A 16,685-nucleotide genomic window follows, 5' to 3' on the forward strand; every position below is an offset into this window, starting at 1 on the left:
ACTAAATCTAGCTAAATATGTAAAACGGAATATGAGTCAACATCTTGTGGTCACCGCTGTTGGCAGTAATCGGCCAGGCATCGTCAATCAATTAACTCAACTGGTTTCTAGCTGCGGCTGTAACATTGTAGATAGCCGAATGGCACTCTTTGGTTCTGAGTTTACCTTAATCATGCTAGTGGCCGGTACTCATAATGCCATTATTCAAATCGAGACTCGATTACCCGCAACCGCGCAAGAATTACAACTATTAACGGTAATGAAAAAAACCTCGCGCCACGAATTGATCGATTACTCACATGCCGCCGTTTTGCAATTAACTTTGCCTGATGCAACCGGGGTGATTAGCAAAGTGACCCAATTTATCAGCGACCATCAAATGAATATGGTGAGCTTAAAATCGAATCTGTTCACCAAGAATAATATTGAGATGTTACACGCTGAATTTGACGTGAAGCTAAACCAAACCCATCAACCAGAACAAATTGAACAGGCGTTTGCACAACTATGCCAAGAGTTAGGCAGCGAGCAGTTCGATTTACAAATTTTGTCAAATTAAGTACCACTATAAAGGACACCTTTAATGAACACATTGACGGCCGGAGCTGCAGCTCCGCAATTTGATTTGCCAAACCAAGATGAAAAGCGCATTAAACTTAGCGACTACGCAGGTAAAAAAGTATTGGTGTATTTTTACCCTAAAGCCCTAACTCCAGGCTGTACTACCCAAGCTTGTGGCTTGCGTGACAGCATTGAACAGCTCAAAGATGCAAACACTGTAGTATTTGGGGTAAGCCCAGACCCAGTAAAACGCCTACCTAAATTTATAGAAAAACATCAGCTTAACTTTGATTTACTGTCTGACGAAGATCATGCAGTTGCCGACCAATTCGGAGTTTGGGGGTTAAAGAAGTTTATGGGTAAAGAATACGATGGTATTCACCGCATTAGCTTTTTAATCGACGAGCAAGGCCAAATTGAGCATGTGTTTAATAAGTTTAAAACTAAAGAGCACCATCAAGTAGTGCTCGATTACTTAAACCAATAACTATTCAGCAGAGGTTGAGGGCTCGCTGTCCTCAACCTTTTCTATATGGTGCGGCCAGGCATTCATTACCGCTTTCACCAAAGTGGCTAGTGGGATTGCAAAGAATACTCCCCAGAATCCCCACAAACCTCCAAACACCAACACCGCGACAATAATTGCCAAGGGGTGAAGGTTAACCGCTTCTGAGAACAAAATGGGCACCAATACGTTGCCATCAATCACCTGTATTATGCCGTAAGCCAGGATAAGGTAACCAAATTGAGGGCTTAACCCCCACTGGAATAGGCCAACCATAGCAACCGGTAGGGTTACTGCAAAGGCACCAATGAAGGGAATAAGTACCGACAAACCCACTAACACGCCAAGTAATGCCGAGTAACGCAGATCCATAATTGCGAACACAATATAGCTAGCACCGCCCACGAGCAGTATTTCAATCGCTTTGCCGCGAATATAATTAATCACTTGGCCATTCATTTCTGACCATACTTGAGTTAACAAACGACGATCGTTAGGCAAAAAGCGCGACACGCTATTCAGTAACACTTGTTTGTCACTTAGCATGAAAAACACCATCAACGGCACCAACACGCTATACACCAGCACGGTGGCTAAGTTGATAATTGACGAAAGTGAAGACTGCAACAATTGCTCTCCCACGCCCATTAAGCGGGTTCTAACATTGTCTACCACACTTTCTACTAAGGCACCGTCGATAAACTCTGGGTATTGCTGTGGCAGAGACTCAAGCCATTGCTGAGTACTGTTGAGCATCACCGGGTATTCACTGAGTAAGTTCATCCCCTGCCCCCACACGGTGGGTAAAATGCGTAACACAGTAAATGTGGCAATCAGGAAAAATATGAGTAGCACTAAGGCGCTGGCGAAGCCCCGGCGAAACCCATGATTGGCTAAAAAGCTCACTGGCCAATCCAACAAGTAAGCAAGTACTAAAGCAATAAGTAATGGTGCGAGTAAATTGCCAAAGAAATACAGCAGCACAAAACCAATAACCAACACAAGAGCCATCGCCACCGCTTCCGGATCAGAAAACATGCGGCGGTACCAATTTGATAAGACTTTAAACATAGTTACAGCTTTAATCCTTTAGCGGGTGGACAGTTATGGTGACGCAAAAACCACGGGCGCCTTGCTCAATACTTACGCCATGCCCTAATCGGCGAAAGTACTTGGGGATATCACTACGTGATCCGCTGTCCCCTAACAGCAACTGAATTTGATCACCTACTTTAGCTTGTTTTAGCCAAAGCTTACTTTCCAATAATGGGTAAGGACAGTTGTGTTTTTGTAAATCGAGGCAAAGCATTTGTAATAATTACCATAAAATAACTATGACATTATTACAGGCTATTGATCAGGACTCAATTTATAGCTTTTGAATAACAAACAAAATCGGGGTATTCTCGCGATACAAATGGAAAGTTATCGGATTTCAATGACGCGTTTCGCACATTTTGTTTTAGCAGGCCTGCTGTTTGGCTACGCCCCTCTTATGTCTGCCAATAATCAATTACCTGAAATAGGTACCGCCGGTGCGTCGGCTTTATCCATCGACAAAGAAATTATATACGGTAATGCCTACATGCGAATTATTCGCGCTAGTAGCCGTATGACCAATGACCCAGTGTTATCTGAATATGTCACCGAGCTAGGCAACCACCTGGTTGCCAAAGCTGATTTAGTGCGTACTCCCTTTAACTTCTTTTTAGTGACCGATAATGAAATTAATGCTGCAGCGTTTCTCGGTGGCTACGTAAAAATTCATACGGGCTTATTTTTATACGCCGATACTGAAAGTGAATTCGCTTCTGTAATTGCTCACGAAATTGCTCACGTTACTCAACGTCATATTGCCCGAAGTATTGAAAACCAAGCTGCAGCGCAAAACCTGTCTATGGCCGGTATGCTAGGCTCTTTATTGCTAGGCATTGCCAACCCGGTTGCAGGTATCGCAGCATTACAAGCTACCATGGCGGCAGGTGTACAAAACTCAATTAACTACACCCGTGCCAACGAATTTGAAGCAGACCGAATTGGTCTTCGCACCTTGGCCAATGCCGGTTATGACCCAATAGGAATGGGTAACTTTTTTGGTAAGCTTTCGGAGAAATACCGTTACGCGAGCAAGCCTCCACAAATGCTAATCACTCACCCATTGCCAGAAACGCGGGTTAGTGAAGCGCGCGCTCGGGCAAATCAATACCCTAATCGTTACGTTGCGCCTTCCCTTTCGTTCCAATTTGCCAAATCACGGATTATTGTACGCCATGGCACCCTTTCTCCTTCCGAAGCGTTAGAGCACTACAACCGAGTAATAAAACGCAAAGAATACAGGATTGAAGATGCAGCTCTCTATGGCAAAGCCTTAGCACTGTTTGGTATGGGTAAATACAAAGAGTCGAAAACAATCGTTGATGGTCTTGCCACACGCCATCCCGACAACCTTTTTGTAATCGATACCCAAACTGACATCGATTTGGCAATGAAGAACTACCAACCTGCAATTAAGCGTTTGCAAGTGGCGCAGACTCGCTACCCCAATAACCAAGTAATTGTGCTCAACTTAGCACACGCATTTAGCGAAAATGGCCAATTTGAAGAAGGTGCTAAACTGCTTGATCGTTACCTACGCGAGCGCCCCAACGATGCTCTAGCTTGGGGAGAACTTAGCCGCAGCCAACGACGTCTCAAAAACATGGCTGCTAGCCATACTGCGCGAGCCGAGTACCTTTCATTGCATTCAGATTATCGCCGCGCCATTGACGAACTGCATAGCGCCTACAACCTAACAGAAAACAATCTTGAGCAAGCTCGCATCCAAGCTAGAATTGAACAATTTAAAGCTGCTGAGCAAGAGCTCGAGTCGCTCAACTAGATGTATACAAGGAATAAGCATGTCTACTATTAAGATCCTTCATAACCCGCGCTGCTCTAAAAGTCGCCAAACCTTGCAGCTTCTTCAAGAAAAAGGCATCGAGCCAGAGATCGTGCTTTATCTAGAAACTCCGCCAAGCGAAGCGGATATCACCAAGATGCTCGACATGATGCAACTTGAGCCTCGCCAGTTAATGCGCACTAAAGAGGCGCTCTACAAAGAATTGAATTTAGCCGATGCATCACTCACTCCTGCTCAACTGGTAGCCGCTATGCACGCAAACCCTAAACTGATTGAGCGCCCAATTGTGATTAATCAAGATAAAGCACGCATTGGCCGACCACCAGAGCAGGTGTTAGAGATTGTCTAAGCTAAGCACATCTCAACTATTGCTAATTGCCAAGAGTAGTTACTTGGCGCTTCTTGCTTGGGTGCTGTTATGGCATTTATGGCTATCACCACCGATTGATATTAGCCTAGGTTTAATGTTGACCTTTTGGGTCGTGCCATTGCTGTTCCCGCTAAAAGGCATTTTGACCGGTAAACCTTATACCTATGCTTGGAGTTGTTTTGTGCTGCTGTTATACGTGCTTCACAGCACCACGCTGTTAGTAGTATCCGACACCGAACGCTGGTTAGCGGCAGTAGAGCTAGTATTAGTACTCAGTGCGTTTTGGTTTGGATTACAGTACGCGAAGTTTCGCGGTAAAGAGCTGGGGATAGGCTTAAAGAAGCTAAAAGATAAATCTAAAGACTAAAGCTCTAAGATCTCTTTAACAAAAGGAACGGTTAGCTTACGTTGAGCAGTGATTGAGGCTTGGTCGAGCAGATCAAGCTTGTTCAACAAAGTAGGCATATCACGAGATAAACGTTTCAATAAAAATCTGGCGACTTCTAACGGCATTTTCAAACCACGTAGTTCCGCGCGTAACTGTAAAGCACTTAGCTTTTGCTCATCATCTAGCTCGTGCAACTTATAGGTAACACCCCAATTTAAGCGAGACTGTAAGTCAGCCAAAGCAAAAGATAACTGAGGGGCTGGCGCATTGGCGGTAACAATTAAACGGGTGGTAGACGCTAATTCTTTACGACGATTATAAAAATCAAAAATCGCTTCTTCCCAGGCCGAAATGCCCACTATCGCATCAATATTGTCTAAACAAACTAAGGCCATGCTCTCGAGACCCTCGAGCATTTTAGGAGACATTGCTGCGTGCATCTCGAGCGGTAAGTAAGCACTTGCCGCGCCCACATCTGCCATTTCGGTGCAGCTGGCATGCAACAAATGGGTTCTACCCGATCCCTCACTGCCCCATAAATAAAGCATCCTCTCGCCTTTATCTAAAGCAAGATTGCGCAGTGCACTTAGTAACTGTTGATTGTCGCCCGGGTAAAAACTTACCAAGGTTTCATCGTCAGGTAGCAGTACAGGAAGTGATAATTGCGGGGAAAAACTCAAAGTGATAAATCAAAGCTGATACAAGTCTAGAGGCATTGTACCAGCTCGTTATTAAGATGAAAAATTTTTGCTACTGGTAATAGTAGTACTTTGTTCGCGTTTCATCCGCTTGCAAGCGCGGAGCGATATCAAGTGAAGATTTAAGGTCTTCCCAAGGGCTAAGCAATTGCACCTCAAAAGTAAAGGTATCTTGTTTTACATTGTGTAAGGTGACTCTTGCCACACTAGGTTGCTGGTTAAGAAAGCGCTCCAACTCAACATATTTGTTCATGCTGGTTATGTTGGCAAAACTAACTAACATCGCTTCATCAGCATTCTCGCCTAATATCACGCCATAACGCTCGGCCAAACTGGCACTTACCGCACTCATAGCGGCTGCGCTAACGTCTGCTAATGGCGCTTGTACTTGGCCGCTATCAAGTTGAACTTGGCTTGCACTGTCTAACAATCGCCATTGGATCTGCCAATTTTGACCTTGAGGATATTGGCGAAAGCTCAGGATAAGTGGCACAGAGTAACGCTCGCTAGCTGCGTACAATGGGCCATCAAAACCACCCCATACATCATTGACACTTACCGCCATGCTATCTTCTAAATCCATAACAGGAAGGCGAACAGGCAAACCTAATAACTGCGCCTGCTGGCGGCCAGCCTCTAACCAACCTTGTTGAGCACTATCGGCTAACAATTCTCGATTAAAATTCTGCTCATTGGCATACCACAATACGATGTCTGGGCGTTGTTTCCCCCATAAACGCAATTGAGCTTGCATCAACAGTTGATTTACTTTTGCTTCGTTAAACAGCACCGAAATCGCATCGTCGCGATAAGCAAACTGTTGAATATACGGGTTAATATTGGCTCTAGCTTTAGCAACTAATGGGTTAGCATTGCTAGCTTGCTCCCCAGTTAAGCGCAGTACCAATAACTCAAAAGCTTGTTGCTGATCTTGTTGGGTATCGCCAGTGGCTTGTGCTTCAACTCGGTAAAGTTCCTCTTGCAGCGAGGCTTGAACCGGCAACATCACAACTGCCAAACTAAGTACCAACAACCACTTTCTAATCACTGCGCTCTCCTAGAGATTCAATTAACTATTTTTGCGTACTATTTAGTACCAAAAATCTTATCGCCGGCATCACCCAAACCAGGAAGGATGTAGCCTTGCTCATTTAGCTTTTCATCAATTGACGCAGTATACAAGACCAAATCGGGGTGTGCAGCCTCCAAAGCTTTTAAACCTTCGGGAGCAGCAACTAATACTAATACTACAATGTCTTTACAGCCTTGCTCTTTAAGTAGGTCGATGGTGGCAATCATTGAGCCACCAGTAGCTAGCATAGGGTCTACGACAAGAGCCAAACGCTCATCAATTTGGCTCACTAGCTTGTGAAAGTAAGGAACCGGCTCTAGAGTCTCTTCATCACGATAAATCCCCACCACGCTGGTTTTTGCTGAAGGCATATGCTCTAACACACCGTCCATCATGCCAAGGCCCGCGCGCAAAATAGGCACAACCGTAGCCTTTTTACCTTTAATTTGTTCAACCTTTACTGGGCCATTCCAACCGGCAATAGTCACTTCTTCAATTTCTAAGTTGGCTGTCGCTTCGTAGGTAAGTAATGCAGATACTTCACGTGCTAATTCGCGAAAACGCTTTGTGCTAATGTCTGCTTCGCGCATTAGGCCAATTTTATGACGAACTAAAGGATGCTTTACTTCAACAACTTTCATCTCTATTCCTTTGATTTACCGAATTGTGAGCCGCTAGTTTAAATCAGGCTCAATGGAGATATGTTAGCAAATATCAACAAAATGTCTTAGTTATCGTTTATTACTGTTACCGGACAGCTAACACTGCTAAAATATCGCGAAATTTTTTTCCATGTTCGTTGCAAGGTAATCCCGTGACCAAACAAAACACCCCTCTGAGTTATAAAGATGCTGGCGTTGATATCGAAGCTGGTAATGCATTAGTAGAACGTATCAAAAGTGTTAGTAAACGTACCCAGCGCCCAGAAGTAATGGGTGGACTAGGAGGCTTTGGTGCATTGTGTCAATTGCCAACTGGTTACAAAGAGCCTGTATTAGTTGCTGGCACCGATGGTGTAGGTACTAAATTACGCTTAGCGTTAGATTTGGAAAAACACGACACCGTTGGTATCGACTTGGTAGCAATGTGTGTAAACGACCTTATTGTACAAGGTGCTGAACCGCTATTTTTCTTAGACTACTACGCAACTGGTAAGCTTGAAGTTGATACTGCAGCAGACGTAGTTAAAGGGATTGGTCAAGGTTGTGAGCAATCTGGCTGTGCCTTAATTGGTGGTGAAACTGCAGAAATGCCTGGCATGTACCATGGCGACGACTACGACATCGCAGGTTTCTGTGTGGGTGTTGTTGAAAAGTCAGAAATTATCGACGGCACTAAAGTAGCAAGCGGTGACGCGTTAATCGCTTTAGCATCTAGTGGCCCTCACTCAAACGGTTACTCGCTAATTCGCAAGATCCTAGAGGTATCTAATGCCGACCCTAAACAAGTTTTAGGTGATAGCACGCTAGGTGAAACCCTATTAACCCCAACAAAAATCTACGTTAAGTCTGTGCTTGCACTGCTTAAGCAATGTGAAGTACATGCTTTATCACATATCACTGGTGGTGGTTTCTGGGAGAACATTCCTCGCGTATTACCAGCTGGCGCAAAAGCTGTGGTTGATGAAAATAGCTGGCAATGGCCTGAAGTATTCAACTGGTTGCAAGAGAATGGCAACGTGGCTCGTGAAGAAATGTACCGCACCTTCAACTGTGGTGTAGGCATGGTTATCGCTTTACCAGAAGCTGAAGTAGACGCTGCTCTAGCCTTACTAGCAGAACACGGCGAAACAGCTTGGAAAATTGGCCACATTGAAGATGTAGCTGAAGGCGAAGGCCAAGTAGAATTTAAATAGGGTAAATAATGGCACGCAACATTGTTGTATTGATTTCAGGTTCAGGGACTAACCTGCAAGCCATTATTGATGCCTGTAAAGAGGGGCGTATCAACGCCTCTATTTCTGCTGTAGTAAGTAACAAGGCCGACGCTTATGGCCTTGAGCGCGCTAAGCAGGCAGCCATTAACACGGTATTTGTAAACCCTAAAGAGTATAGCGATCGCGAAAGCTATGATATGGCCTTGGCCGAGGTGATTGAGCAGTATAATGCTGACTTAATAGTGATGGCTGGCTTCATGCGTATTCTTAGCCAAGCATTTGTGGAACGTTTTAGCGGCAAGATGCTAAACATTCATCCCTCTTTGCTACCCAAGTACCAAGGTTTAAATACCCATCAGCGCGCCATTGATGCCCAAGACCAAGAACACGGTTGCAGCATTCACTTCGTCACCCCCGAGTTAGACGGTGGCCCGGTAATTTTACAGGCCAAAGTTCCCGTATTTAGCGATGATGATGCCGAAACACTAGCAGCAAGGGTACAAGTGCAAGAACATGCCATATACCCATTGGTCGTTAACTGGTTTGTTGAAGGGCGCTTGAGCATGGAAAATGACAGCGCCCTACTCGACGGTAATGTACTCCCGAGTAGCGGTTACGCTAACTCATAAAAAAAGCGCCTAAAGGCGCTTTTTTTCAATTTGTTTTCGCTTAAAGCTTAGTTAGCTTAAAAGCTTTATTGCACTTCACCGTCTTTAAACAATACATAAGCGCCGCTAGCAATTTTTTGCCATTGCTCATTATTGGTTAAAGGCTGAGTTGCAATCATTGTCACTACATCATTTGGCGTAGTTTCTTTATAAAAGTCGATAGTAACATCGGCATCGGCCAGCTGAGCTTCTCCAAAAGGAGCACGGCGAGTAATCCAATGTAAATTTGTTGAACAATAAGCCATCACAAACTCGCCGTTGCTCAGCAGCATATTAAATACGCCTTTTGCACGCAGCTGATCGGCTAGGCTCGCCACAAATTTAAACATAGCTTTCATATTAGCGGGTTTACGTGGGTACTTAATACGCAGCTGTTCGAGGATCCAACAAAAAGCACGCTCGCTATCGGTTGCGCCAATTGGCCTAAAGAAGCCAGTATCAAGCTGCTTGTATCCTTTTAGTTGTCCATTGTGAGCATAGGTCCAATTTTGTCCCCATAACTCACGGGTAAAAGGATGGGTGTTCTCTAAAGAGACACACCCGCGGTTTGCTTGGCGAATATGTCCTACTACTGCCTGGCTTTTAATCGGGAAAGCCTGAACCAACTCTGCAATTTTAGACTTACAACTTGGTGCAGGATCTTTAAAACTGCGACAGCCTTTACCTTCATAAAAAGTAATACCCCAGCCGTCTACATGCGGTCCAGTAACGCCGCCGCGCTGAACCAAGCCGGTAAAGGAAAAGCAAATATCAGTAGGAACATTGGCACTCATTCCTAGTAACTCACACATACAACTACTCGCTACTTACATTACGGAAAAAACAGGCTTACTCGGCCATGTATTTCTCGATTAACTGAATCAAAATATGAATCACTTTAATGTGGATTTCTTGAATGCGGTCAGCAAAACCAAAGTGCGGAACTCTAATCTCTACATCCGCTTGGCCAGCCATTTTGCCACCATCTTTGCCAGACAAAATAATCACTTTCATGCCTTTGGCTTTAGCCGCTTCTATCGCCTTGATGATATTACCTGAGTTACCACTAGTACTAATGCCAAAGAGAACATCACCAGCTTGACCTAAACCTTCAATATAGCGCGAGAATACATACTCGTAGCCGTAATCATTGCTCACGCAAGATAAGTGGCTAGGATCTGAGATAGCAATAGCAGGGTAAGCAGGGCGGTTTTCACGATAGCGGCCGGTTAACTCTTCGGCAAAATGCATGGCATCACAATGAGAACCACCATTACCACAAGATAATACTTTGCCTTGTTGCTTAAAGCTGTCGGCTAACAAACGAGCCGCTTGTTCAATCGCATCAATGTTTTTCTCATCGGCAATAAAAGCATTTAGAACAGTTACAGCTTCTTGTAACTCTTCAACTATCAAATTTTTCATCTAGGTTCCCTTATCTGGGCAAGGCTTATTAGCTGCACACTATAACTTTTTTTTTAGTAAGGATCAGCGTTCTATTCAGCGCATATCTCAATTTGTTAACTAAAAAATACAACTAAACTTATGTTGAAATTTTGTAAAAGACTTGAAGTTTGTTAACCACTGCGTTACAAATACCCAAAGAGGTCAGACCTCTTACAAGTCCAAGGAGAGATTGATGCAAAGTTACTTACCCCTTTTTGCTGCCATAGGTGGCCTATTTTTAATGGGCGGGCTCGCTTATTTTAGAGCGTCGTTACTGGCATTTAGCTTAGTGCTTACCGCCTCACTGGCTGCTTACAGTTTTGTCTCGCCATTTAGCGAGCTGTTCTGGCTAGCCTATTTGTTAATTGTTGGTGGGTTGAATTTTAAGCCTTTGCGTCAACAACTGATCTCTAAACCGCTGTTCAAAACCTTCAAAAAAATCATGCCCGAAATGTCACGTACCGAAAAAGAAGCCATCGAGGCAGGTACCACATGGTGGGAAGGCGAGCTATTTCGCGGAGCGCCGGACTGGAAAAAGCTTCATAGCTACCCGGCGCCACGCCTAAGTGCAGAAGAACAAGCCTTTTTAGATGGTCCGGTTGAGCAAGTATGTGCGATGACTAGAGACTGGGAAATAACCCATGAATTAGCAGACTTACCCGAAGAAATCTGGGACTTTTTGAAAGAGCACAAATTCTTCGCCATGATCATCAAAAAGAAATACGGTGGCCTGGAGTTCTCTGCCTACGCGCAATCTTGTGTGCTACAAAAACTAGCCAGTATTTCAGCAGTACTATCTAGCACGGTAGGTGTGCCTAACTCACTTGGCCCAGGTGAACTATTGCAACACTACGGAACAAAAGAACAACAAGACCACTACCTTCCTCGCTTAGCTGAAGGTAAAGAAATTCCATGTTTTGCCTTAACCAGCCCAGAAGCAGGCTCAGATGCCGGGTCTATTCCTGATGCAGGTGTAGTTTGCATGGGTGAATGGCAAGGTGAGCAAGTACTAGGTATGCGAATTACTTGGAATAAACGCTATATCACCTTAGCACCAGTGGCCACTATTTTAGGCCTAGCATTCAAATTATCAGATCCCGACAAACTAATTGGCGAGCAAGAAGAGCTTGGTATTACCTGCGCACTTATTCCAACCGACATTGAAGGGGTTGAAGTAGGTCGTCGTCACTTCCCACTTAACGTTCCTTTCATGAACGGCCCTACCCGCGCTAACGACCTATTTGTGCCTATCGACTTTATCATTGGTGGTAAAGAAATGGCGGGCCAAGGTTGGCGCATGCTAGTGGAATGTTTGTCGGTTGGTCGCGGAATTACCCTGCCTTCTAGTGCAACAGGCGGCATTAAAAATGCGGCTTTAGCTACCGGTGCTTACGCCCGTATCCGTCGCCAATTCAAATTACCTATTGGTAAAATGGAAGGTGTGGAAGAGCCTTTAGCTCGACTAGCAGGCAACGCCTATATGATGGGAGCGGCTTCAGACTTAACCGTAACCGCCATCGACCTTGGCGAAAAACCATCGGTTATTTCTGCCATAGTAAAATACCACCTAACCCACCGAGGCCAGCGCGCTAGCATTGATGCAATGGACGTTGTGGGCGGTAAAGGGATTTGCTTAGGTCCTAAAAACTTTTTGGCTCGCTCGTATCAAGGTGCACCAATTGCCATTACCGTTGAAGGCGCAAACATTCTAACTCGTAGCATGATTATTTACGGGCAAGGCGCTATTCGTTGTCATCCATACGTGCTTGCAGAAATGGAAGCTACTCAACACCCCAATTTTAACCAAGGCTTACAGCAGTTTGATAAAGCGCTATTTAGCCACCTTGGTTTTGCCACCAGCAACTTTGTTCGCAGTTTTTGGTTTGGCCTAACTAGCAACAGTTTAATTAGCACTCCCTACTCCGACCAAACGGCTACCTACTACAAACAACTAACTCGTTTTAGTAGCAATTTAGCGCTGTTGTCTGATGTAGCTATGGGAACGCTAGGCGGTAACTTAAAACGTAAAGAACGCGTATCAGCTCGCCTAGGCGACATGTTAAGCCAGCTTTACTTGTGCTCGGCCACTTTAAAACGTTTTGACGATGACGGCCGCAAACAAGAAGATTTACCCTTATTGCACTGGAGCATGCAAGACTCTCTGTTTCAATTACAGAACGCCTTAGATGAGTTACTGCTTAACTTCCCGAATAAATGGGTAGGTAAAGCAATGCGCTTAGTGATGTTCCCGCTAGGTAAGCCCTTCCACGCACCAAGTGATGTGTTAGACCATAAACTTGCACGTATTCTACAAGAGCCAAGTGAAACTCGTAATCGTGTAGGACAAGGCCGCTTTGATAGCCGAGTAGAAGGCAATGTTTATGGTGAGTTAGAGCAAACTTTAGAGGATGTACTGGCTTGCGAAGCGCTATACGACAAAGTATGTAAAGCACTTGGCGAGAAACGCCCCTTCACCCAGCTAGATAAACTTGCCGACGAAGGTATAAAACTTGGTGTAATTAACGCTGAAGAAGCTGCCTTAATGCGCCGAACAGAGCAAGGCAGGTTGGCTGCAATTAACGTAGATGACTTTGACCATGAGCAATTAGAGAATCGCCCTAACCTAGCCAAAACAGACGCAGCTGATTTAGACTCCGTCGCTTAATACAAAAATTCATCAATCAAAAATAAGCGAGCAACAATAGCTCGCTTTTTTTATCAGTATCAGAAGCAAGGCATTGAATTTGAGTCTAAAATACACTTAACTAAAAGAAAAACATAAGCAATGGATAGCGAATGAGCGACGACATCTTTTTACTAGATGACACAGCCACCGAAACTCAAGAGCAACAGGATCAATGGAAATTATTGGTTGTTGACGATGAGCCGGAAGTTCACCACATCACTAGCATGACGTTGTCGCAGTTTGTTTTTGACAACAAATCGATATTATTTCTACATGCCAACTCAGCCCAAGAGGCCAAACTTATATTGGCCGAACACAACGACATAGCCCTAATCCTATTAGATGTGGTTATGGAAACAGACGATGCAGGCTTATGTTTAGTTCGTCATATTCGCCAAGATCTGGATAACCAAAGCGTTCGAATCGTTTTACGCACCGGCCAGCCTGGGCAAGCTCCCGAAGATGAAGTAGTAGAAAACTACGACATTAACGACTACAAAGACAAAACCGAGCTCACCTCGCAAAAACTACGTACCCTTATTAGAGCTAGCTTGCGCTCCTACCGAGATATTTGTTCACTTGAGAAACATAAACTGGGTCTAGAAAAAGTCGTTAAGGCCTCGCGCGGCATATTTGAAAAAAATGCCTTGTTTACTTTTGTGGAAGGCGCCTTAGAACAACTGGCCGTAATACTAAATTTAGAAGACAGCTGTATCTATCAAGTAGAACAATATGCTTATAAAGTTAACTCTACTCAATTGCAGTTATTAGCTTATCAAGGGCAACAACGCCCTAGTAAAGCACATCAACATTTATCAGAATTCCCCAGTAATCAACAGCAAATATTCAGCCAAGCAATAGATCAAAAAACCAATGTATTCCAAGATAATGCCTTGGCAATTTACTGTGAAAACAGCGCTTACAATTTATTGTTTTATATCACTAGGAATACGCCGTTTAACCAAGCAGATCAGCATTTTATTAACTTGCTTAGTGAAAACATCGTGGTTGCGTTAGAAAACATTCGGCTTAACGAAGTGATTAGCACCAACCAAAAAGAAGTACTGTATCGCCTTGGGGAAATAGTTGAAACCCGCTCTAAAGAATCGGGCATGCACGTTCGCCGAGTTGCCCTTTTTACCGCACTACTCGCCGAGTTACTTGATTTACCAGCCATGAAAGTTGAACAGTTAAAGCTGGCATCACCCTTACATGATGTAGGCAAGGTGGCGATTCCCGATGCAATACTGCACAAACCGGGCAAGCTTACTCCCGAGGAATGGGAAGTAATGCAAACCCATGCAGCCATTGGCGAAAACATGCTTAAAGACTCAAATATTGAAGTAATGCAACTTGCTTCAGAAATCGCTGGCTCGCACCACGAGAAATGGGATGGCAGTGGTTACCCAAGAGGCTTAAAAGGTGAAGAGATCCCAATTAGCGGGCGTTTAACCGCCATTGCTGATGTGTTTGATGCGCTAGGCAGCATACGCTGTTATAAAAATGCCTGGAATGACCAAGAGATTATTGAGTATTTAGAACAACAACGCGGTAAACAGTTTGATCCACAGCTTGTGGATGCGCTGCTCAACAACTTTGCGCGATTTGTAAAAATTAGAGATAAGTATCAAGACTAAGCCTACCAATTAAGGCTTTGAGTAAACCTTAAAGCCTAACCCCTCAAATTTCAGGCACAAAAAAACCTCGCTTAACGAGGCTCTTGTTTAGTAGTGGCGGAGTGGACGGGACTCGAACCCGCGACCCCCGGCGTGACAGGCCGGTATTCTAACCAACTGAACTACCACTCCGCATATACTAACGTCACGATTGTATTACTACTTTAATGCTGGCGGAGTGGACGGGACTCGAACCCGCGACCCCCGGCGTGACAGGCCGGTATTCTAACCAACTGAACTACCACTCCTACGCATTAAATTGTTTCGTCGTTGGCGGAGTGGACGGGACTCGAACCCGCGACCCCCGGCGTGACAGGCCGGTATTCTAACCAACTGAACTACCACTCCGCTACATCGAAACATTACACACAGACTAAACAGACTTGGCGGAGTGGACGGGACTCGAACCCGCGACCCCCGGCGTGACAGGCCGGTATTCTAACCAACTGAACTACCACTCCGCAGAACCATCTCGTCTGGTGCGGCGCAGATAATACGGTTATGCCTATTACGAGTCAACAAAGAATTGTCTTATTTCTTTAAAAATTCGTTCAAGCGCTGATGTTTTAGCCAAAGCGTCGAGCTTTTAGCCAAACCAGCCTATAAATCACTCCGATGGCATCTTTAAGCTACTGGCTTCATCCATTTTTGGTTCTGCGCTTGGCTCTGCTGCGGGAGCTTCTCTAGCGCCTTTTAATGCAGCCTCAAAGGCCTTGCGTTTTCGCCACCATATAAACCCAAAAGCAGCGCCTGCTAACAGCAAAAATCCAAAGACATAAAGTAAAATAACTAGCCACAGCGACATTTCTGGCTCTGGAACAACCACCTCTTCTATTACCACTGGCTCAGGAGGCGGTGGCGGCGGAGGAAGGATCACAAAGTCTTCCTCAGGCAAGTCGATAACTATCTCGCGATTTTGAATAGTGGTCGCTAGTAAGGTGCCCATAACACGATAGCGCCCTTGCTCGGTGGGAGTGGGAAGGTCTACGGTAAACTCATCACTTTCAGCATAAGTTTGGAAGTCTTGCTCCCAACCTACATTGTTATAAACCTTACCGCTAATCACTACCGACTCTGGCCTAATTTCGTCGGTATCTATCACCAAGGCCATCCGCGCTTGACGCTCTTCGTCTTTTGGCGACATAACCTTTATTTCTACAGGATTAGGATATATCAGCACCGGAGAGATTTGAGCACGAGTAAAAATCTGGTTTAAGGTGCTAACGATCATTTCGTACTTGCCGGGGCGAGCTTCTAACTTGATAAAAGTAGTGAACACGCCATCGTCGGCATACTCATCATAATCTTTGCCATCGTCAAAAAACTTACCTAACTCGTCGCGACGCACTTCCACAGTTTGGTCTTCGAGCAATTGCTGGCGCATTAATGCAACATTCATTAGTGCTTCTTGTAGCATGACTTCTAAGTCAATCCGCTCCCCTTTACTGCTTAGGCGCGCCGTTACACGCAAACGCTCTCCTTGATAAAGTTGATGAGGGATAGGATCAACCGTTAAGTCGATATCACTGAGAATACGAATGCGGTTACGGCCTTTGTTTTCAGCCACCGCCTGCCAAGGGCCTCGCATCGGTTTTTCAATGGTTACAATGTCGAGTTCGTCGGTTTCTAGCCAACTGACATTTTTCGGCACATCCCAAGCATAAATTTTGCTGCCATCGGGGCGCACCAAAATAGCGGCAGGAGAACCGGGAGAGCGATATAAAAGAAAGGTCGCCTTATCAATAGTTTGATCGAGGCGAAAACGATTATCGATTAAAGGAATATCTCGATTTTCGAAAATGGTTGATGCTTGTACAGGAATCACAATACACAACAACAGCCACAAAAGTTTTTTTATCAT

General features: G+C 44.7%; 16 protein-coding genes and 4 tRNA genes. 9 read left to right on the forward strand and 11 right to left on the reverse strand.

Going from position 1 to position 16,685, the window contains the following annotated elements; all coding sequences use genetic code 11:
* Positions 1-31 precede the first annotated feature (31 nt).
* Positions 32-559 carry an ACT domain-containing protein gene (locus tag OAG1_RS15235; RefSeq protein WP_338621882.1) on the forward strand — a complete coding sequence of 176 codons (528 nt, stop codon included), beginning with the start codon at positions 32-34 and terminating at the stop codon, positions 557-559.
* 24 nt (positions 560-583) lie between these two features.
* Positions 584-1,048, forward strand: a complete 465-nt coding sequence (gene bcp / locus OAG1_RS15240) for a thioredoxin-dependent thiol peroxidase (RefSeq protein ID WP_016403648.1) — start codon at positions 584-586, stop codon at positions 1,046-1,048.
* Here bcp and OAG1_RS15245 read toward each other — a convergent pair whose 3' ends face one another.
* Positions 1,049-2,137 (reverse strand): AI-2E family transporter, encoded by a 1,089-nt coding sequence (locus OAG1_RS15245; protein ID WP_152779707.1) that lies wholly within the window; start codon positions 2,135-2,137, stop codon positions 1,049-1,051.
* A 367-nt stretch (positions 2,138-2,504) separates the two neighbouring features.
* On the opposite strand from OAG1_RS15245, the gene OAG1_RS15250 reads away from it, so the two are divergent.
* The 3 genes from OAG1_RS15250 to OAG1_RS15260 are packed head-to-tail and all read left to right on the forward strand — an operon-like array spanning position 2,505 to position 4,702.
* Positions 2,505-3,944: a M48 family metalloprotease gene (locus OAG1_RS15250; protein ID WP_016403651.1), complete on the forward strand. Its 1,440-nt coding sequence runs from the start codon at positions 2,505-2,507 to the stop codon at positions 3,942-3,944.
* A 19-nt stretch (positions 3,945-3,963) separates the two neighbouring features.
* Complete coding sequence (gene arsC / locus OAG1_RS15255; protein WP_338621883.1) at positions 3,964-4,314, forward strand: arsenate reductase (glutaredoxin); 351 nt, start codon at positions 3,964-3,966, stop codon at positions 4,312-4,314.
* Entirely contained in the window at positions 4,307-4,702 is a 396-nt protein-coding gene (locus OAG1_RS15260) for a DUF2069 domain-containing protein (RefSeq protein WP_338621884.1), read from the forward strand. The genes arsC and OAG1_RS15260 overlap by 8 nt, the downstream gene beginning before the upstream one ends.
* Here the strand turns inward: OAG1_RS15260 and hda are convergent.
* The 3 genes from hda to upp form a co-directional block, all read right to left on the reverse strand.
* Positions 4,699-5,403 carry a DnaA inactivator Hda gene (hda, locus tag OAG1_RS15265; protein WP_016403654.1) on the reverse strand — a complete coding sequence of 235 codons (705 nt, stop codon included), beginning with the start codon at positions 5,401-5,403 and terminating at the stop codon, positions 4,699-4,701. The two genes, OAG1_RS15260 and hda, sit on opposite strands and share 4 nt — an antisense overlap.
* 70 nt (positions 5,404-5,473) lie before the next feature.
* Complete coding sequence (locus OAG1_RS15270; RefSeq protein ID WP_338621885.1) at positions 5,474-6,469, reverse strand: DUF2066 domain-containing protein; 996 nt, start codon at positions 6,467-6,469, stop codon at positions 5,474-5,476.
* A 38-nt stretch (positions 6,470-6,507) separates the two neighbouring features.
* Positions 6,508-7,134: a uracil phosphoribosyltransferase gene (gene upp / locus OAG1_RS15275; RefSeq protein ID WP_016403656.1), complete on the reverse strand. Its 627-nt coding sequence runs from the start codon at positions 7,132-7,134 to the stop codon at positions 6,508-6,510.
* A 173-nt stretch (positions 7,135-7,307) separates the two neighbouring features.
* Between upp and purM the strand changes: the two genes are divergently transcribed.
* Complete coding sequence (gene purM / locus OAG1_RS15280) at positions 7,308-8,348, forward strand: phosphoribosylformylglycinamidine cyclo-ligase (RefSeq protein WP_016403657.1); 1,041 nt, start codon at positions 7,308-7,310, stop codon at positions 8,346-8,348.
* A gap of 8 nt (positions 8,349-8,356) precedes the next feature.
* Positions 8,357-8,998: a phosphoribosylglycinamide formyltransferase gene (gene purN / locus OAG1_RS15285; protein ID WP_338621886.1), complete on the forward strand. Its 642-nt coding sequence runs from the start codon at positions 8,357-8,359 to the stop codon at positions 8,996-8,998.
* Positions 8,999-9,063: 65 nt separating this feature from the next.
* Here the strand turns inward: purN and OAG1_RS15290 are convergent, their stop codons facing one another.
* Together OAG1_RS15290 and lpcA are read right to left on the reverse strand one after the other, a co-directional pair.
* A complete protein-coding gene (locus OAG1_RS15290; protein ID WP_152779717.1) occupies positions 9,064-9,828 on the reverse strand; it encodes a class II glutamine amidotransferase in 765 nt (254 codons plus the stop codon).
* 37 nt (positions 9,829-9,865) lie between these two features.
* Positions 9,866-10,441, reverse strand: a complete 576-nt coding sequence (gene lpcA, locus OAG1_RS15295; RefSeq protein ID WP_152779719.1) for a D-sedoheptulose 7-phosphate isomerase — start codon at positions 10,439-10,441, stop codon at positions 9,866-9,868.
* A 214-nt stretch (positions 10,442-10,655) separates the two neighbouring features.
* Here lpcA and fadE point away from each other — a divergent pair, with 214 nt between their 5' ends.
* Entirely contained in the window at positions 10,656-13,127 is a 2,472-nt protein-coding gene (gene fadE / locus OAG1_RS15300; RefSeq protein WP_338621887.1) for an acyl-CoA dehydrogenase FadE, read from the forward strand.
* A 131-nt stretch (positions 13,128-13,258) separates the two neighbouring features.
* Positions 13,259-14,785, forward strand: a complete 1,527-nt coding sequence (locus OAG1_RS15305; RefSeq protein WP_016403662.1) for an HD domain-containing phosphohydrolase — start codon at positions 13,259-13,261, stop codon at positions 14,783-14,785.
* 94 nt (positions 14,786-14,879) lie between these two features.
* On the opposite strand, the gene OAG1_RS15310 is transcribed toward OAG1_RS15305, so the two are convergent.
* From OAG1_RS15310 to OAG1_RS15330, 5 genes are all read right to left on the reverse strand, one after another.
* Positions 14,880-14,956: transfer RNA gene (locus OAG1_RS15310), tRNA-Asp, on the reverse strand.
* 39 nt (positions 14,957-14,995) lie between these two features.
* A tRNA-Asp gene (locus tag OAG1_RS15315) sits at positions 14,996-15,072 on the reverse strand.
* Positions 15,073-15,095: 23 nt separating this feature from the next.
* Positions 15,096-15,172: transfer RNA gene (locus tag OAG1_RS15320), tRNA-Asp, on the reverse strand.
* A 36-nt stretch (positions 15,173-15,208) separates the two neighbouring features.
* Positions 15,209-15,285 (reverse strand) — tRNA-Asp (locus OAG1_RS15325).
* A gap of 146 nt (positions 15,286-15,431) precedes the next feature.
* Positions 15,432-16,685 carry a TIGR03503 family protein gene (locus OAG1_RS15330; RefSeq protein ID WP_040307326.1) on the reverse strand — a complete coding sequence of 418 codons (1,254 nt, stop codon included), beginning with the start codon at positions 16,683-16,685 and terminating at the stop codon, positions 15,432-15,434.

It is taken from the genome of Agarivorans sp. OAG1 (genome assembly GCF_037076485.1).
GTDB lineage: Bacteria > Pseudomonadota > Gammaproteobacteria > Enterobacterales > Celerinatantimonadaceae > Agarivorans > Agarivorans albus.

Excerpts from the sequence above, each read along its gene's own strand:
- fadE (WP_338621887.1), top strand. The coding sequence starts at position 10,656 with ATGCAAAGTTACTTACCCCTTTTTGCTGCCATAGGTGGCCTATTTTTA.
- OAG1_RS15235 (WP_338621882.1), top strand. The coding sequence starts at position 32 with ATGAGTCAACATCTTGTGGTCACCGCTGTTGGCAGTAATCGGCCAGGC.
- OAG1_RS15305 (WP_016403662.1), top strand. The coding sequence starts at position 13,259 with ATGAGCGACGACATCTTTTTACTAGATGACACAGCCACCGAAACTCAA.
- arsC (WP_338621883.1), top strand. The coding sequence starts at position 3,964 with ATGTCTACTATTAAGATCCTTCATAACCCGCGCTGCTCTAAAAGTCGC.
- upp (WP_016403656.1), bottom strand. The coding sequence starts at position 7,134 with ATGAAAGTTGTTGAAGTAAAGCATCCTTTAGTTCGTCATAAAATTGGC.
- OAG1_RS15250 (WP_016403651.1), top strand. The coding sequence starts at position 2,505 with ATGACGCGTTTCGCACATTTTGTTTTAGCAGGCCTGCTGTTTGGCTAC.
- OAG1_RS15330 (WP_040307326.1), bottom strand. The coding sequence starts at position 16,685 with ATGATAAAAAAACTTTTGTGGCTGTTGTTGTGTATTGTGATTCCTGTA.
- OAG1_RS15290 (WP_152779717.1), bottom strand. The coding sequence starts at position 9,828 with ATGTGTGAGTTACTAGGAATGAGTGCCAATGTTCCTACTGATATTTGC.
- bcp (WP_016403648.1), top strand. The coding sequence starts at position 584 with ATGAACACATTGACGGCCGGAGCTGCAGCTCCGCAATTTGATTTGCCA.
- lpcA (WP_152779719.1), bottom strand. The coding sequence starts at position 10,441 with ATGAAAAATTTGATAGTTGAAGAGTTACAAGAAGCTGTAACTGTTCTA.
- purN (WP_338621886.1), top strand. The coding sequence starts at position 8,357 with ATGGCACGCAACATTGTTGTATTGATTTCAGGTTCAGGGACTAACCTG.
- OAG1_RS15245 (WP_152779707.1), bottom strand. The coding sequence starts at position 2,137 with ATGTTTAAAGTCTTATCAAATTGGTACCGCCGCATGTTTTCTGATCCG.